The organism is Streptomyces sp. x-19 (genome assembly GCF_046549115.1).
Classification (GTDB): Bacteria; Actinomycetota; Actinomycetes; order Streptomycetales; family Streptomycetaceae; genus Streptomyces; species Streptomyces albulus_C.
In genome coordinates this window covers 1-16,956 of record NZ_JAJPWK010000006.1, presented here as the reverse complement: position 1 = coordinate 16,956, position 16,956 = coordinate 1, and the positions used below count along the sequence as shown (strand labels likewise).

Here is a 16,956-nt window from a genome sequence, read left to right as displayed (position 1 = left end):
AAAACGGCGGTGGGGCGCCCCTCCTGAGAGGGACGCCCCACCGCCGTCGTCGCGGGTCGACCGCTACTGGCTCTTCAGCGGCAGCAAGCCCGTCTGGACCAGCTGCGCCCCACGCTTGCGCGTGATGAACATGCCTCGTCCCGGCGTCAGCTGCTGACCCTTCGTGTTGCCCATCAGCGGGCCCTCGGCCGGGTCGGCCGACAGGATCAGACCCTGCGCACCGAGCTCCTTGGCGCGCTGCATGACCGGCTCGAACGAGGACCGGCCGGCACCCGAGGAACTGCGTGCCAGGATCAGGCGCAGACCCAGGTCACGGGCGAACGGCAGGTACTCCAGCAACGGCTGCAGCGGGTTGCCGCTGCTGGTCGCCACCAGGTCGTAGTCGTCGACGATCACGAACGCGTCCGGCAGGTCGTACCAGCTGCGGTTGCGCAGCTGCTCCGGCGTGACGTCCGGACCCGGCATGCGCCGGCCCAGCGAACCGGCCAGTCCGCTGATGACCTCCTGGAGCTGCGGGCCCGCCGCACAGTACTTGTACACGTGCGAATCGGGGACCTCGCCGAGCAGCGCGCGCCGGTAGTCGGAGACCACCATCAGCGCCTTGTCCGCCGGGTACCGCTCCGCGAGCTGCTTGCACAGCAGGCGCAGCAGCGACGACTTGCCGGACTCGCTCTCGCCGTAGATGACCAGCAGCGGGTCGGTCTCGAAGTCGATGAACGCCGGGGACAGCGTGGTCTCGTCGACGCCGATCGCGATGCCGTGGTCCGGGTAGTCGCCGCCCCGGGGCAGCTCGCTGGCGTGCAGCAGCGTCGGCAGCATCCGGACCTTGGGGGCCGGCTCGCCCTGCCAGTGCTCGTTGACCGTCTGCACGAGGTTCGCGACGCCGTCGCTGAGCGTCTCGGGGTCGCTCATCCCGTCCAGGCGCGGCAGCGCCGCCAGGAAGTCGAGCTTGTCGGGGGACAGACCGCGGCCGGGCTTGCCCATCGGGACGTTCTCCGCGCGCTTGCGGTCGAACTCCGACTCCATCGGGTCGCCCAGGCGCAGCTCCACGCGGTTGAGGAGCTGGTCGCGCAGTGCGGGCCGCACCTCGGTGTAGCGCGAGCCGGCGATGATGAGGTGGATGCCGAAGCCGAGGCCGCGGCCGGCGATGTCCAGGACCACCGGGTCCATCTGCTCGTAGTCGGTCTTGAACGTGCCCCAGCCGTCGATGACCAGGAAGACGTCGCCCCACTTCTGGTCGGGGAAGGCCCCCGCGGCCCGCCGCTGGCGGTAGGTCGCGATCGAGTCGATGCTGTTCGCGCGGAAGAACTCCTCGCGCTCGTTGAGGATGCCGACGACCTCGGAGACCGTACGGCGCACCTTCTCGGCGTCCAGACGCGAGGCGACGCCGCCGACGTGCGGCAGCCCCTCCAGGCTGAGCATGCCGCCGCCACCGAAGTCGAGGCAGTAGAACTGCACTTCGGCCGGGGTGTGGGTGAGCGCGAACGAGGCGATCGCGGACCGGATCAGCGTCGACTTGCCGGACTGCGGACCACCCACGACCAGGCCGTGACCGGCACCGGCGGAGAAGTCCAGGTACATCACGTCACGCCGCTGCTCGAACGGCTTGTCCACCAGCGCGACGGGCACCACGAGCTTGCCCAGCGCGGTGTACTCCGGCGCGTGCACACCCCGTTCGGGGGTGACCGCGAGGGCCGGCAGCAGCTGGTTGACCGTGGGCGGCTCCTCCAGCGGCGGCAGCCACACCTGGTGGGCCGGCGGGCCCTGGCCCTGCATCCGCTGGACCATGACGTCCAGGACGGTGTCGGCGAGCGCGTCGTCGATCTCCGGCTCGGCCGCCTCGACGGCGACCGGCTCCTCGATGATCTGCTCGATGACCGGGGCCGCCGTGAACGGCACCGGCATCCGCATCGACCGGCCACCGCCGGTGCTGCGACCGCCGCCGCCCGGACCGCGGTAGGTGCCCGAGACGTACGCGGCCTTGAACTGGACCATCGTCTCGGTGTCGTACTTCAGGATGCCGGAGCCCGGGACGTTCGGCAGGTGGTAGGCGTCCGGCACGCCGATCGCGGTCCGCGACTCGGCGGCGGAGAAGGTCCGCAGACCCAGCCGGTAGGACAGGAAGGTGTCCAGACCGCGCAGCTTGCCCTCTTCCAGACGCTGCGAGGCGAGCAGCATGTGCACACCCATCGACCGGCCGATACGGCCGATCTGGATGAACATCTCGATGAAGTCGGGCTTGGCGGCGAGCAGCTCGGAGAACTCGTCGATGATCATCACCAGCGACGGCAGCGGGTCCAGCGGGGCGCCGGCGGCACGTGCCTTCTCGTAGTCGGTGATGTTGGCGTAGTTGCCCGCCGAACGCAGCAGCTCCTGACGGCGCTGGAGCTCACCGGTGATCGAGTCCCGCATGCGGTCGATCAGGGTGACGTCCTCACCGAGGTTGGTGATGACCGCCGCGACGTGCGGCATCTCCGACATGCCGGTGAAGGTGGCGCCACCCTTGAAGTCGGCGAGGATGAAGTTGAGGGTCTCCGAGGAGTGCGTCACCGCGAGCGCGAGCACCAGGGTGCGCAGCACCTCGGACTTGCCGGAACCGGTCGCACCGACGCACAGGCCGTGCGGGCCCATGCCCTGCTGCGAGGCTTCCTTGATGTCCAGCATGACCGGCTGGCCGTCGCGGTCGACGCCGATCGGCACCCGCAGCCGCTCGGACAGCGTCCGGGGCCGCCAGGTGCGCGAGACGTCCAGCGAGCCGGCGTCACCGATGTTGAGCAGGTCGGTGAAGTCCAGAGCGGACAGCAGCGGTTCCTCGCCGTCCGCGCCCGAACCGGCGCGCAGCGGGGCCAGCTGGCGGGCCAGCGCCTCCGCCTCGGGGATCGACAGGGTGTCGCACGCGCCGTGGTAGACGGCGCCGCTCGCCGACTCCAGCACCAGCTTGCCCGGCGACACCTGGACCGCCAACCCGCCGCGGATCTCGTCCAGGTCGCCCGGCACGATCTCCAGGATGGTGACGCCCTGCAGGCCCTCGGCCCCCGCGATCACCGAGTCCATCGGAACGTCGCCGCCGTCCAGCACCACGACGACGTGCGGGCTGTCGGTGACCGCCTGGCCCTGCGGGTTGAACCGCGGACGGCCGTCCAACTCGTCGGCGAGCAGCTCCTCGACCTCGCCGAGGTCGCCGACGACCAGCCGGCGGGTGCCGGCGCCGTCGGTGGACGTGTCCTGGACCTGCGGCAGCCACTTGGTCCACTCCCACTCGGCCTGCGCGCCCGGCGCGGCGACGACGGCCACCACCAGGTCCTCGGGCGAGTGCAGCGTGCACAGCTGGGCGACGAGGGCGCGCGAGGCGCCGTAGACGGTGTCCGGGTCACCGGAGACCGTCAGGTGGTAGAAGGCGCGCAGCGACACCGCCAGCGGGAGGTTCTCCAGGTGGCCGTGGTTGTCGAGGAACTCCTTCATCGCGTGCGCGGTCAGCGGCTCCAGCTCGTCGACCGGAGCGGTCTCCGGCGCCCGCAGCGGGGTGGCCAGCTGCTGCGGTCCCAACCCCAGGCGCACTTGCGCGAAGTCCGGGTCGTTCGCCCGGCGTTCCCACACCCGCTTGCCCTCGGCCACGACGGACCACAGTTGGCTCGGGTCGGGATGGGTGAACAGCTGCGCGTCCCGCTGCCGGCGCGCGGTGCGCCGCACCTCTTTCCGCTTCTGCGCAAGATACTTGAGGTAGTCCTGGCGCTCCTGGAGCATCTGCCCGGAAGGCCCCTGGCGGGACTTGACGATCTGCATGATCGCCATCGCCAGTGTGGAGGCCACCATGAATCCGCCCATGATCATCATGAACGGCTGCTTCCCCATGAACAGGAAGCCGGCCGAGGACGCCATGCCCATCATGGGCAGGAAGGTCATCAGCAGGTTTTCCGGCTCTCCCTCGCGGGGAAGCTCCGGAGGCGGCTCAAGTACCACCTCCTCCGAGGGAACTTCAGGTGGTAGCGCGCGAGGCGGGCGCTTGACGATGACAACGCTCACCGAGGCATCAGTCCTTCATGCATCTCGCAGTCTCGGACCGCCCCCGTTGGATTCGACGGTCCCCCGAGCCAAGTCCTTGGCCCGACGCAGGCGTTGATCCTACTGTTAGGCGTCAAGTCAAGGGGTGGGTGGGGCCGGGCCCCGATCGGACGGTACGCTGACGCCCCGCGAGCGCGCCACAGCCCCGTACGGGCGGCCCTATATATAGGGCGCGCGACGCGACAAAACGCCCAACGGATAGGGGGAACCGCCAGGTGAGCACGAGCACTGGCACCGGCTTTTGCCGGGTGACGGTCGCCGCGCCGGACGCACGGATCGACGTGGCACTGCCGGAGGACGTTGCCCTCGTCGATATCTATCCGGAGATCCTGCGGCTCTCCGGGCAGTCCCAGGCCGAGGGCGCCCCGACCGGCTACCACCTCGTACGCCGCGACGGCACGGTGCTCGACGCCGGTCAGTCGCTGGCCCAGCAGCAGATCCTCGACGGCGACCTGCTCCTGTTGAAGCCGTTCGCCGAGTCCCTGCCGCTGCCGGTGTTCGACGACGTCTCGGACGCCATCGCCTCGGCGGTCAAGCAGAACCGCAGCCGCTGGAGCGACGACCTGATGCGCGTCGTCGGCCTCAGCGCCGGCGTGCTGCTCCTGGTGATGATGGCGTTCGCCCTGTGGTTCTCCAACCCGGTCGACCGCGACATGCACCGGCTCCCCGGCATCATCGCCGGCGTGGTCGGCGTCGTCCTGGTGGCGCTGTCCGGCGTCCGCGCCCGCGTCTACGACGACCACGCCTCCTCGATCGCCCTGGGGCTGGCGTCGCTGCCGCACCTGCTCATCGCCGGCTCCGGCATCTTCCCCGTCGACGCCGGCCACGGCCCGGGTCGGCTGCACCTGCTCGTCGGCTGCGTGACCGTCCTGATCGCCTCGGTGCTCCTGGTGGTCATGCTGCCCCGCGGTGACGCGCCCTTCGTCGCGGCCGCCTTCCTCTCCGCCATCGGCACCCTCGCGGTCTTCGCGGCGATCCTCACCGACGCCGCCCCGCGCGAGGTCGCCGCGGTCACCGCCGTCGTCTCCATCGCCCTGGTCGCCTGGCTGCCGAGCCTCTCCGCACGGTTCGCCCGGCTGCCGATCGGCTACCGCTCGCCCGACCAGATCGCCAAGGGCGCCCTGGAGACCGGCTCCGAGACCGAGTCGGTCGACTTCGTGAAGATCGGCAATCAGGCCAAGCGCGGCCACGAACTCCTGCTCGGTCTGGTCGCCGGCTGCTCCGCCCTGGTCGTCGGCTCCGCCGGCGTCGTCCTCGGCTTCTCCGACAACGTCTGGGCCCAGGTCCTGGCCCTGGCCGCCGGCATCACGATCATGCTGCGCGCCCGGCTCTTCGACTACACCGCCCAGGTCGCCTGCCTGACCATCGCCGGCATCTTCACCATCGTGCTGCTCATCCTGGGCATCGCGCTGCACCCGCCGGTCGACATCTTCGTCAACCTGGAGCGCTTCCAGGACGCCGGCCCGCTGAACGTCCGCACCGTCTGGTTCTCCGCCAGTATCGCGGTGGGCGCGGCGCTCCTCGTCGGCGTCGGCCTGGTCGTCCCGAAGAAGGGCGTCACCCCCTTCTGGGGCCGGATCTTCGACGTCTTCGACGGCCTGGTCCTGCTGTCCCTGGTGCCGCTGTGCCTGGCGGTGCTCGACGTGTACAACACCGTGCGCGGCCTGACCAGCAGCTAGCCCGGTGCCTTCCGCACGCGCGACGGCCCCCCGACCACCCGGTCGGGGGGCCGTCCTGCTGCTGGTACGCTGTCCGACGGTCCACTCGAGTTATCCAAGATTCCCTGTGCTGCAAATCCAGGGGCGCTCGCGGACCGAAACCCCAAGGAGTACGCGTGTCGCTCGACGCCGCTACGAAGAAGCAGATCATGGCCGAGTTCGCCACCAAGGAGGGTGACACCGGCTCCCCCGAGGTCCAGGTCGCGATGCTGTCGCGCCGCATCTCGGACCTGACCGAGCACCTCAAGACGCACAAGCACGACCACCACTCCCGCCGTGGTCTGCTGCTGCTGGTCGGCCAGCGCCGCCGCCTGCTGCAGTACCTGGCGAAGAAGGACATCACGCGCTTCCGCGCGCTGGTCGAGCGCCTGGGCATCCGCCGCGGCGCGGCGGGCGCCAAGTAAGACGCCGTAAAGGGAGCGGTTCCCACCGGGGGCCGCTCCCTTTGCCGTACGCACCGGACGCCCGTACCACCGCATGGTGGGCGGAAGCTTTGTAGTCTGGTGGCATATCGCAATAGCGAACGCGGTGGAGCGCTCTCTGGCCGCCGGTCCTCGGTAGTGGCCCCCGGAGGCCCATGGGACACCCCATGCGGCAGGACTCCGGGTGCTTCGATCGAAGACCGGCCCGCACCGGCGCTCCACCGAAGACGGTCCCCTGCCACACGGGCAGCGGACGCAGACGAGGAGATATTCCTGGTGGAGAACGAGACCCACTACGCCGAGGCCGTGATCGACAACGGTTCCTTCGGCACCCGCACCATTCGCTTCGAGACGGGCCGCCTGGCCAAGCAGGCCGCCGGCTCCGCCGTGGCGTACCTGGACGACGACACCATGGTGCTGTCGGCCACCACCGCTTCCAAGAACCCGAAGGACCAGCTGGACTTCTTCCCGCTGACCGTCGACGTCGAGGAGCGGATGTACGCGGCCGGGAAGATCCCCGGCTCCTTCTTCCGTCGCGAGGGCCGCCCCAGCGAGGACGCGATCCTCACGTGCCGCCTCATCGACCGGCCGCTGCGCCCCTCCTTCAAGAAGGGCCTGCGCAACGAGATCCAGATCGTCGAGACGATCATGGCGCTCAACCCCGACCACCTCTACGACGTGGTCGCGATCAACGCCGCCTCCTGCTCCACGCAGCTGGCCGGCCTGCCGTTCTCCGGCCCGATCGGCGGCACCCGCGTCGCCCTGATCAACGGCCAGTGGGTCGCCTTCCCGACCCACTCCGAGCTTGAGAACGCCGTCTTCGACATGGTCGTGGCCGGCCGGGTGCTGCCCGACGGCGACGTCGCCATCATGATGGTCGAGGCCGAGGCCACCGAGAAGACCATCGAGCTGGTCAAGGGCGGTGCCGAGGCCCCGACCGAAGAGGTCGTCGCCGCCGGCCTGGAGGCCGCCAAGCCCTTCATCAAGGTCCTGTGCAAGGCCCAGGCGGACCTCGCCGCGAAGGCCGCCAAGCCGACCGGCGAGTTCCCGGTCTTCCTCGACTACCAGGACGACGTCCTGGAGGCGCTGACCAAGGCCGTCAAGGACGAGCTCAGCCGGGCGCTCACCATCGCCGGCAAGCAGGAGCGCGAGGCCGAGCTGGACCGCGTCAAGGGTCTGGCCGCCGACAAGCTGCTCCCCGAGTTCGAGGGCCGCGAGAAGGAGATCTCCGCCGCGTACCGTTCGCTGACCAAGACCCTGGTCCGCGAGCGCGTCATCAAGGAGAAGAAGCGCATCGACGGCCGTGGCGTGACGGACATCCGCACGCTCGCCGCCGAGGTCGAGGCGATCCCGCGGGTGCACGGTTCCGCGCTGTTCGAGCGTGGCGAGACCCAGATCCTGGGCGTCACCACCCTCAACATGCTCCGCATGGAGCAGCAGCTGGACACCCTCTCCCCGGTGACCCGCAAGCGCTACATGCACAACTACAACTTCCCGCCGTACTCCGTCGGTGAGACCGGCCGCGTGGGCTCGCCCAAGCGCCGCGAGATCGGCCACGGTGCGCTCGCCGAGCGCGCCATCGCGCCGGTGCTGCCGACGCGCGAGGAGTTCCCCTACGCGATCCGCCAGGTCTCCGAGGCGCTGGGCTCCAACGGCTCGACGTCCATGGGCTCGGTCTGCGCCTCCACGATGTCGCTGCTCAACGCCGGTGTGCCGCTCAAGGCCCCGGTCGCCGGCATCGCCATGGGCCTGATCTCCCAGGAGATCGACGGCCAGACCCACTACGTCGCCCTCACCGACATCCTCGGTGCGGAGGACGCCTTCGGCGACATGGACTTCAAGGTCGCCGGCACCAAGCAGTTCGTCACCGCGCTCCAGCTCGACACCAAGCTCGACGGCATCCCCGCCTCGGTCCTGGCCGCCGCGCTGAAGCAGGCCCGTGACGCGCGCCTGCACATCCTCGACGTGATGAACGAGGCCATCGACGTCCCGGACGAGATGTCCCCGAACGCGCCGCGGATCATCACCGTCAAGATCCCGGTGGACAAGATCGGTGAGGTCATCGGCCCCAAGGGCAAGATGATCAACCAGATCCAGGAGGACACCGGCGCCGACATCACGATCGAGGACGACGGCACCATCTACATCGGTGCCGCCGACGGCCCGGCCGCCGAGGCCGCCCGCGCCACGATCAACGGCATCGCCAACCCGACCATGCCGGAGGTCGGCGAGCGCTACCTGGGCACGGTCGTCAAGACGACCACCTTCGGTGCGTTCGTGTCCCTGCTCCCGGGCAAGGACGGCCTGCTGCACATCTCGCAGATCCGCAAGCTGGCCGGCGGCAAGCGCGTCGAGAACGTCGAGGACGTGCTCGGCGTGGGCGCCAAGGTCCAGGTCGAGATCGCCGAGATCGACCAGCGCGGCAAGCTCTCCCTGATCCCCGTGGTCGAGGACGAGGACGCCGCCAAGGACGACACGAAGGACGACGCCGCCAAGTGACGTCCCGCACGCACGCGACGACGGCCCGCACCTCCTCGGAGGGGCGGGCCGTCGCCCGTACCCAAACGCTTCTGAAGGGCGCCGCGGGCGCCGGCACGGTGCGCCGCACCACGCTCCCCGGCGGGCTGCGCGTGGTCACCGAGACGCTGCCCACCGTCCGTTCCGTCACCTTCGGGATCTGGGCGCACGTCGGCTCCCGCGACGAGACCCCGTCCCTGAACGGCGCCACCCACTACCTCGAACACCTGCTCTTCAAGGGCACCCAGCGGCGCTCCGCGCTGGACATCTCCGCGGCCGTCGACGCCGTCGGCGGCGAGATGAACGCCTTCACGGCCAAGGAGTACACCTGCTACTACGCGCGGGTGCTCGACACCGACCTGCCGCTCGCCATCGACGTGGTGTGCGACATGCTCACGGGCTCGCTGATCGACGGCGAGGACGTCGACGCCGAGCGCGGGGTGATCCTCGAAGAGATCGCGATGACCGAGGACGACCCGGGCGACTGCGTGCACGACCTGTTCGCGCACACCATGCTCGGCGACACCCCGTTGGGCCGCCCCGTCCTGGGCACCGTCGACACCGTCAACGCGCTCTCGGCCGACCGCATCCGCCGCTTCTACAAGAAGCACTACGACCCCACCCACCTGGTCGTCACCGCCGCGGGCAACGTCGACCACGCCAAGGTCGTCCGGCAGGTGCGCCGCGCCTTCGAGCAGGCCGGTGCGCTGGGCCGCACGGACGCCGCCCCGATCGCGCCGCGCGCCGGCCACCGCGCCATCCGCACCGCCGGCCAGGTCGAACTCCTCGGCCGCAAGACCGAGCAGGCCCACGTCGTCCTCGGCATGCCCGGCATGTCCCGCAACGACGACCGGCGTTGGGCGATGGGCGTGCTCAACACCGCCCTGGGCGGCGGGATGAGTTCGCGGCTGTTCCAGGAGGTCCGGGAGAAGCGCGGCCTGGCCTACAGCGTGTACTCCTTCACCTCGGGCTTCGCCGACTGCGGACTCTTCGGCGTCTACGCCGGCTGCCGGCCCAACCAGGTGCACGACGTCCTCAAGATCTGCCGCGACGAGCTCGACACGGTGGCGGCCGAGGGCCTCACCGACGACGAGATCCGGCGCGCGATCGGCCAGTTGCGCGGCTCCACGGTCCTCGGCCTGGAGGACACCGGCGCGCTGATGCACCGCCTCGGCAAGAGCGAACTGTGCTGGGGCGAGCACATGTCGGTCGACGAGGTGCTCGCCCGGATATCGGCCGTGACCCCGGACGAGGTCCGCGCGGTGGCCCGTGATGTCCTGGGCGCACGCCCCTCGCTGTCCGTCATCGGCCCCCTGAAGGACCGGCAGGCGGCCCGCCTGGAGGATGCCGTCGCCTAGGCGACGGCATCAGCGGGCGTCCCACCACGAGAGAGAGCGGAAAACGATGAGCAAGCTGCGCGTGGCCGTCCTGGGAGCCAAGGGGCGCATCGGCTCCGAGGCCGTCCGGGCCGTCGAGGCCGCCGACGACATGGAGCTGGTCGCGGCCCTCGGCCGCGGCGACGAGCTTTCGACGCTGGTCGAGGCCGGCGCCCAGGTCGCGGTGGAACTCACCACCCCCGACGCGGTGATGGACAACCTCGACTTCTGCCTGCGGCACGGCATCCACGGTGTGGTCGGCACGACCGGCTGGACCGACGAACGCCTCACGCAGCTGCGCAGCTGGCTCGACGCCGCCCCCGGCGCCGGCGTGCTGATCGCCCCGAACTTCTCCATCGGTGCGGTGCTGACCATGCGGTTCGCGCAGCAGGCGGCCCGTTTCTTCGAGTCCGCCGAGATCGTCGAGCTGCACCACCCCAACAAGGCGGACGCCCCGTCCGGGACCGCCGCCCGTACCGCCCGGCTGATCGCCGAGGCCCGCGCGCAGGCCGGCTGCCCGCCGCAGCCGGACGCCACCACGACCGCCCTGGACGGCGCCCGCGGCGCGGACGTGGACGGCGTCCCGGTGCACTCGGTGCGGCTGCGCGGCCTGCTGGCCCACCAGGAGGTGCTGCTCGGCGGGGTGGGCGAGACCCTCACCATCCGCCACGACTCGCTGCACCACAGCAGCTTCATGCCGGGCATCCTGCTCGGCGTGCGGCGCGTGGTGTCCGCCCCGGGCCTGACGGTGGGCCTGGAGAACTTCCTCGATCTGGACTGACGACCATGGGCGGAAAGATCACGTACTTCTTCCTCGCCACCGTGCTGGTGCTGGTCTTCGGCGTGGTGGCGATGGAGGGCGTACTGCTCCTGCTGACCGGGCAACCGGCGGCGATGGGCATGGGCGCGGTGGCCTTCGTCCTGCCGTTCCTGGGTGGCTGGTTCCTGTGGGCCAACACCCGCTTCGCCCGCGACGCGAACCGGCTGGCCGGCGAGCTGGCGGCGGAGGGCGGCCTGCCCGTCGACGACCTCGCGCGCACCCCCGGCGGCCGGATCGACCGGGAGGCGGCCGACGCCGTCTTCGCCCGGCGGCAGGAGGAGACCGAGGACGCGCCCGGCGACTGGCGCACCTGGTTCCGACTCGCCGTCGCCTACCGCGACGCCCGGGACACCCCGCGCGCCCGCAAGGCCATGCAGCGCGCCATCGCCCTGCACGACGGCAGGCCGGTCCCCGGCGAGCCGGCCCGCACCGGCTGACGACCCGCGAACGCCGAACGCCCGGTTCCGTACGGAAGCACCGTACGGAACCGGGCGTTCGGCGTTCTCAGGGGCGGTGGTACTCCGACGCCCAGGTCTCCAGCACGTCGGCGGCCCGCTCGAACGTCTCGGAGCGGCCCAGGAAGTCCCCGTTGCGATCGCTCAGCAGCGTCCGCAGCGGTTCGCCCTGTACCCGCTCGATGCGCAGCGCCTGGCCCTGCACCGTCCGCGGCAGCCCGAGCCAGCGCACCGGCTGCTGGACCGTGCGGACCACGGCGACCGCGGACCACGGCAGGGTGGTGGTGCGCAGCAGGTTCACCTGCCGCAGCCCCCGGGCGCTCACCCAGACCCCCACCCGCACCAGGCGCAGCGCCAGCGCGATCACCAGCACCGCCACCGCGGCGCAGATCCCGGCCCCGACCGGTGACCCGGCCAGCGCGATGATCAGCGCGGAGAGCAGGACGAACGAGGCGAGCAGCAGCAACACCGCCGCCGCTCCCACCCGCCACGGCCCCGGACGGTAAGGACGGCGCCAGTGCTCGGGGTCGTGGACCGGCGGGGGGAAGGGATCCGCGCGGCCGTCGGCCTGGAGGGCGCGGTCGGCCGTCAGGAAGGGCAGGGGCACGGCTGGTCCTCACTCGGGGCTGGTCAGCACGGAATCGCATGCCGACGGAAGCTGTGAGCGGTGAGGCTATCGGGACCGGCGGAGCGGAACCACCCGGTGGCCCGCTCCGCCGCCGAATCAGCGGTGCGCAGCCTCGGACTGGTGCACCCCGGTCGAACCGGAGGTGTCCTGCTGGAGGGCCGGCAGGCCGAACAGCAGGGCGCCCGTCAGGCCGCCCACCACAGTGAGTGTGATCAGGGACTGGCCGAGGAACTGGGCGCGCGAGCGGCGCGGGCGCGGCGGGGGAGTGATATTGCTGCGGAACCGGTCTGCCTCGGCAACGAAGGCGAACGGGACGGGCTCTCGCCGGCGGAACATGAGGGGGCTCTCCTAGGAACCTTGTAGTGGGCACTGTCACAGGTAGAGACGGCTGAGGCGTCCGTTTGGTGCCCGTTTTCCGTTACTTCTGTGAAAAATATCAACCGCCGCCCACTGGCGCGCAGGCGGGGGGTGCCTTTTTCCGCTTTGTCCGCTAACACAGCATCAGTTGGCATTTCCCTGGCTGTCAGTGGCGGGCCGTAGGCTGGACGCGCACGAGGAACGAACGGAAGGAACCGCCGGTGTCCCACACCCCCGACAGCGCCGAGAGCGCACCCGTCAGCTTTCGCAGCGAGGTGACGGTCGAGCTGGTCAAGCACAGCGCAGCGGACAGCGACGTGCTCTGGGCGGCCCGGGTCTCGACGGCCGGCGAGCAGTCCCTGGAGGAGCTCCAGAAGGACCCGGAGCGCTCCAAGGGCCTGATCAACTACCTGATGCGGGACCGGCACGGCAGCCCGTTCGAGCACAACTCCATGACGTTCTTCGTCAGCGCACCGATCTTCGTCTTCCGCGAGTTCATGCGGCACCGCGTCGGTTGGTCGTACAACGAGGAGTCCGGCCGCTACCGCCAGCTGGACCCGGTCTTCTATGTCCCCGGCGCGTCCCGCAAGCTCGTCCAGCAGGGCCGCCCCGGGAAGTACGAGTTCGTCGAGGGCACCTCCGCGCAGCACGAGCTCACCGGCCGCGTCATGGAGGACACCTACCGCCAGGCGTACACCGCCTACCAGGAGATGCTCGCCGCCGGCGTGGCCCGCGAGGTCGCCCGCTCGGTGCTCCCGGTCGGCCTCTTCTCCTCGATGTACGCCACCTGCAACGCCCGGTCCCTGATGCACTTCCTCGGCCTGCGCACGCAGCACGAGCAGGCGAAGGTCCCCTCCTTCCCGCAGCGCGAGATCGAGATGGTCGGCGAGCGGATGGAGGCCCACTGGGCCACGCTCATGCCCCTCACCTACGCCGCCTTCAACGCCAACGGCCGCATCGCCCCGTAGTGCCCCGACCGCGCACGGTGCGGCCCGTCCGACGGGCCGCACCCCCGGGCCCCGGAATACCCGTCCGAGGTGTCCGGATTGCGGCACTTTGAGAAGTTCATCTACGCTGAACGAACGGACCCGGCACTGCTTGAACCCCCGAGCAGGCAGTGCCGGAGTCCACATCCCTCCTCCCCAGAGGCACACCCGGCGGCGCCCTACGAGTAGCGTGGGACCCATGGCTCCGACTTCCACACCGCAGACCCCCTTCGGGCGGGTACTGACCGCCATGGTCACGCCGTTCACGGCGGATGGCGCTCTCGACCTCGACGGCGCGCAGCGGCTCGCCGCACACCTGGTGGACGCCGGCAACGACGGCCTTGTCGTCAACGGCACCACCGGCGAGTCCCCGACCACCAGCGATGCGGAGAAAGCCCAGCTGGTCCGCGCCGTGGTCGAAGCCGTCGGCGACCGCGCCTTCGTCGTCGCCGGAGCCGGCACCAACGACACCCGTCACAGCCTGGAACTGGCCCGCGCCGCGCAGGACGCCGGCGCGCACGGCCTGCTCGCGGTGACGCCGTACTACAGCAAGCCCCCGCAGGAGGGCCTGCTGCGCCACTTCACCGCCATCGCGGACGCCACCGACCTCCCGGTGATGCTCTACGACATCCCCGGTCGCAGCGGCGTCCCGATCAACACCGAGACCATGGTCCGGCTCGCCGAGCACCCGCGGATCGTGGCCAACAAGGACGCCAAGGGCGACCTCGGCCGCGCCAGCTGGGCCATCGCCCGCTCCGGCCTCGCCTGGTACAGCGGTGACGACATGCTCAACCTCCCGCTGCTCTCGGTCGGCGCGGTCGGCTTCGTCTCGGTCGTGGGCCACGTCGTCACCCCGGAGCTGCGCGCCCTCCTCGACGCCCACCTCACCGGTGACGTCGCCAAGGCGACGGAGATCCACCAGAAGCTGCTGCCCGTCTTCACCGGCATGTTCCGCACCCAGGGCGTGATCACGACCAAGGCCGCGCTCGACCTCCAGGGCCTGCCCAGCGGCCCGCTGCGGCTGCCCCTGGTCGACCTCTCGCCCGAGGAGACCGAACAGCTCAAGCGCGATCTCGCCGCCGGCGGGGTACAGCTGTAGAACACAGACTTCACAACTGCATATGGACCACACAACCGCCACATAGCAAGTGCACGAATGTCATGCGCGCCACGTGCCTCGACGGCAGCGTGGCGCGCGTGGTGAGGAGAGTCTTTTGAGTCATCCGCATCCTGAGCTCGGCGCCGCGCCGAAGCTGCCCAAGGGCGGCCTGCGTATCACCCCCCTCGGTGGCCTGGGTGAGATCGGCCGCAACATGACGGTCTTCGAGTACGGCGGCCGGTTGCTGATCGTCGACTGCGGAGTGCTCTTCCCCGAGGAGGAGCAGCCCGGAATCGACCTGATCCTGCCGGACTTCACGTCCATCAGGGATCGCCTCGACGACATCGACGGCATCGTGCTCACGCACGGCCACGAGGACCACATCGGCGGTGTCCCCTACCTCCTCCGGGAGAAGCCGGACATCCCGCTGATCGGCTCCAAGCTGACCCTGGCCCTCATCGAGGCCAAGCTCCAGGAGCACCGGATCCGCCCGTACACGCTGGAGGTCGCCGAGGGCGACCGCGAGCGCCTGGGCCCCTTCGAGTGCCAGTTCGTCGCCGTCAACCACTCCATCCCCGACGCCCTCGCGGTCGCCATCCGCACCCCGGCGGGCATGGTCGTGCACACCGGCGACTTCAAGATGGACCAGCTCCCGCTGGACCGCCGGCTGACCGACCTCCCGGCCTTCGCCAAGCTCGGCGAGGAGGGCATCGACCTCCTGCTGTCCGACTCCACGAACGCCGAGGTCCCGGGCTTCGTCCCGCCCGAGCGCGACATTTCCAACGTGCTGCGCCAGGTCTTCGCCAGCGCCGACAAGCGGATCATCGTCGCCAGCTTCGCCAGCCACGTGCACCGCATCCAGCAGATCCTCGACGCGGCCCACGAGTACGGCCGCCGGGTCGCCTTCGTCGGCCGCTCGATGGTCCGCAACATGGGCATCGCCCGTGAACTGGGCTACCTCAAGGTCCCCGCGGGCCTGGTCGTCGACGTCAAGACCCTCGACGACCTGCCGGACGACGAAGTGGTCCTGGTCTGCACGGGCTCCCAGGGCGAGCCGATGGCCGCCCTGTCCCGGATGGCCAACCGCGACCACCAGATCCGCATCGTCCAGGGCGACACGGTCATCCTGGCCTCGTCGCTCATCCCCGGTAACGAGAACGCGGTCTACCGGGTGATCAACGGCCTCAGCCGTTGGGGCGCGAACGTGGTCCACAAGGGCAACGCCAAGGTCCACGTCTCGGGCCACGCCTCGGCCGGCGAGCTGCTGTACTTCTACAACATCTGCAAGCCCAGGAACCTCATGCCGGTGCACGGCGAATGGCGCCACCTGCGCGCCAACGCCGAGCTGGGCGCACTGACGGGCATCCCCAAGGACCGCATCGTCATCGCCGAGGACGGCGTCGTCGTCGACCTGGTCAAGGGCATCGCCAGGATCGCCGGCAAGGTCCAGGCCGGCTACGTGTACGTCGACGGCCTCTCGGTCGGCGACGTCACCGAGACGCACCTCAAGGACCGCCGCATCCTGGGCGACGAGGGCATCATCTCGGTCTTCGTGGTCGTCGACAGCAGCACCGGCAAGACCGTCGGCGGACCCAACGTCCACGCCCGCGGCTCCGGCATCGACGACTCGGTGTTCGACGCCGTCATCCCCAAGATCGACGAGGCGCTGTCCAAGGCGGCCCAGGACGGCGTCGCCGAACCCCACCAGCTCCAGCAGCTGATCCGCCGTGCGGTCGGCAAGTGGGTGTCCGACAACTACCGTCGCCGCCCGATGATCCTCCCCGTGGTCGTCGAGGTCTGACGGACGGACCGTCCGACGGTCCTCAAGTAGGAGCGGGGCGCCAGGATTTGCATCCGGGCGCCCCGCTCCAGTACGTTTACGGCTCCGCCAGAACGGGAAGCACCGCGCGCTACGTGCGTGGCAGCCTCCCACGGGTTGCGGAATTCTGATTCAGATTATTCTGTTAAAGTCGGAACAGCCGAAAGGCAAATCATTCCGACAAGAATTCGGAGCCGAATTCGAGACGGTTGCGCCTCATCGAGGAGCGGGCCGGACACGAAAAAGGATCTGATAAAGTCGGAAAGGTCGAGAAGCGAAAGCGAATCGGCCGGACCCCGCTCCAGCAGGGGGCCAGAGACGGAAACGGATCTGGTAAGGTTGGAACCGCGAGAAAGCCGAAAGGCCGGATCGCACCGGCGAAAATCAGGGCCGAAAGGATCTGATAGAGTCGGAGACGCAAGACCGAAGGGAAGCGCCCGGAGAGCCTGGTGAAACAGGCACAAAGGAAGCGTCCGTTCCTTGAGAACTCAACAGTGTGCCAAAAGTCAACGCCAGATATGTTGATACCCCGTCTCCATCATGGAGATGAGGTTCCTTTGAAAAGTCCTCCCAAGCTTGGGAGGCGCACAGCGAGGACGCTGTGAACTGTGAGGATTATTCCTCCTCATGGTTCCGCTCAACGCGAGTGTTATTGCCGGATTACCGGTAAGCATTCACGGAGAGTTTGATCCTGGCT

General features: G+C 69.7%; 12 protein-coding genes. 9 read left to right on the top strand and 3 right to left on the bottom strand.

All coding sequences use genetic code 11. From position 1 onward, the window contains the following. Positions 1 to 63: 63 nt before the first annotated feature. Positions 64 to 4,023: a type VII secretion protein EccCa gene (gene eccCa / locus ACLJT4_RS17170; protein ID WP_411123195.1), complete on the bottom strand. Its 3,960-nt coding sequence runs from the start codon at positions 4,021 to 4,023 to the stop codon at positions 64 to 66. A 254-nt stretch (positions 4,024 to 4,277) separates the two neighbouring features. Here eccCa and eccD point away from each other — a divergent pair, with 254 nt between their 5' ends. From eccD to ACLJT4_RS17140, 6 genes are all read left to right on the top strand, one after another. Further along, positions 4,278 to 5,741, top strand: a complete 1,464-nt coding sequence (gene eccD, locus ACLJT4_RS17165) for a type VII secretion integral membrane protein EccD (protein WP_411123194.1) — start codon at positions 4,278 to 4,280, stop codon at positions 5,739 to 5,741. 155 nt (positions 5,742 to 5,896) lie between these two features. Further along, positions 5,897 to 6,184, top strand: a complete 288-nt coding sequence (gene rpsO / locus ACLJT4_RS17160; RefSeq protein ID WP_006602744.1) for a 30S ribosomal protein S15 — start codon at positions 5,897 to 5,899, stop codon at positions 6,182 to 6,184. Between the two features lie 294 nt (positions 6,185 to 6,478). Further along, entirely contained in the window at positions 6,479 to 8,701 is a 2,223-nt protein-coding gene (locus ACLJT4_RS17155; RefSeq protein ID WP_411123193.1) for a polyribonucleotide nucleotidyltransferase, read from the top strand. After that, the gene (locus tag ACLJT4_RS17150; RefSeq protein ID WP_233661520.1) at positions 8,698 to 10,077 is read left to right on the top strand and encodes a M16 family metallopeptidase; all 1,380 of its coding nucleotides are present in this window, start codon (positions 8,698 to 8,700) and stop codon (positions 10,075 to 10,077) included. The genes ACLJT4_RS17155 and ACLJT4_RS17150 overlap by 4 nt, the downstream gene beginning before the upstream one ends. A gap of 46 nt (positions 10,078 to 10,123) precedes the next feature. Further along, a complete protein-coding gene (gene dapB, locus ACLJT4_RS17145; protein ID WP_016571100.1) occupies positions 10,124 to 10,876 on the top strand; it encodes a 4-hydroxy-tetrahydrodipicolinate reductase in 753 nt (250 codons plus the stop codon). Between the two features lie 5 nt (positions 10,877 to 10,881). After that, positions 10,882 to 11,352 (top strand): hypothetical protein, encoded by a 471-nt coding sequence (locus ACLJT4_RS17140; protein WP_411123192.1) that lies wholly within the window; start codon positions 10,882 to 10,884, stop codon positions 11,350 to 11,352. Positions 11,353 to 11,419: 67 nt separating this feature from the next. On the opposite strand, the gene ACLJT4_RS17135 is transcribed toward ACLJT4_RS17140, so the two are convergent. Together ACLJT4_RS17135 and ACLJT4_RS17130 are read right to left on the bottom strand one after the other, a co-directional pair. Continuing rightward, entirely contained in the window at positions 11,420 to 11,977 is a 558-nt protein-coding gene (locus tag ACLJT4_RS17135; RefSeq protein WP_411123191.1) for a PH domain-containing protein, read from the bottom strand. Positions 11,978 to 12,094: 117 nt separating this feature from the next. Further along, positions 12,095 to 12,334, bottom strand: a complete 240-nt coding sequence (locus ACLJT4_RS17130) for a hypothetical protein (RefSeq protein WP_016578607.1) — start codon at positions 12,332 to 12,334, stop codon at positions 12,095 to 12,097. A gap of 242 nt (positions 12,335 to 12,576) precedes the next feature. On the opposite strand from ACLJT4_RS17130, the gene thyX reads away from it, so the two are divergent. The 3 genes from thyX to ACLJT4_RS17115 all read left to right on the top strand — a co-directional run bounded on the left by thyX (position 12,577) and on the right by ACLJT4_RS17115 (position 16,241). Then, positions 12,577 to 13,323, top strand: a complete 747-nt coding sequence (gene thyX / locus ACLJT4_RS17125; protein ID WP_411123190.1) for an FAD-dependent thymidylate synthase — start codon at positions 12,577 to 12,579, stop codon at positions 13,321 to 13,323. A gap of 217 nt (positions 13,324 to 13,540) precedes the next feature. Beyond that, complete coding sequence (dapA, locus tag ACLJT4_RS17120; protein ID WP_016577984.1) at positions 13,541 to 14,440, top strand: 4-hydroxy-tetrahydrodipicolinate synthase; 900 nt, start codon at positions 13,541 to 13,543, stop codon at positions 14,438 to 14,440. Between the two features lie 115 nt (positions 14,441 to 14,555). Beyond that, a complete protein-coding gene (locus tag ACLJT4_RS17115; RefSeq protein ID WP_411123189.1) occupies positions 14,556 to 16,241 on the top strand; it encodes a ribonuclease J in 1,686 nt (561 codons plus the stop codon). Positions 16,242 to 16,956: the final 715 nt, after the last annotated feature.

What these genes read in the sequence shown, in the direction of transcription:
- dapB (WP_016571100.1), top strand. Translation starts at nt 10,124, where the DNA reads ATGAGCAAGCTGCGCGTGGCCGTCCTGGGAGCCAAGGGGCGCATCGGC.
- ACLJT4_RS17140 (WP_411123192.1), top strand. Translation starts at nt 10,882, where the DNA reads ATGGGCGGAAAGATCACGTACTTCTTCCTCGCCACCGTGCTGGTGCTG.
- ACLJT4_RS17130 (WP_016578607.1), bottom strand. Translation starts at nt 12,334, where the DNA reads ATGTTCCGCCGGCGAGAGCCCGTCCCGTTCGCCTTCGTTGCCGAGGCA.
- dapA (WP_016577984.1), top strand. Translation starts at nt 13,541, where the DNA reads ATGGCTCCGACTTCCACACCGCAGACCCCCTTCGGGCGGGTACTGACC.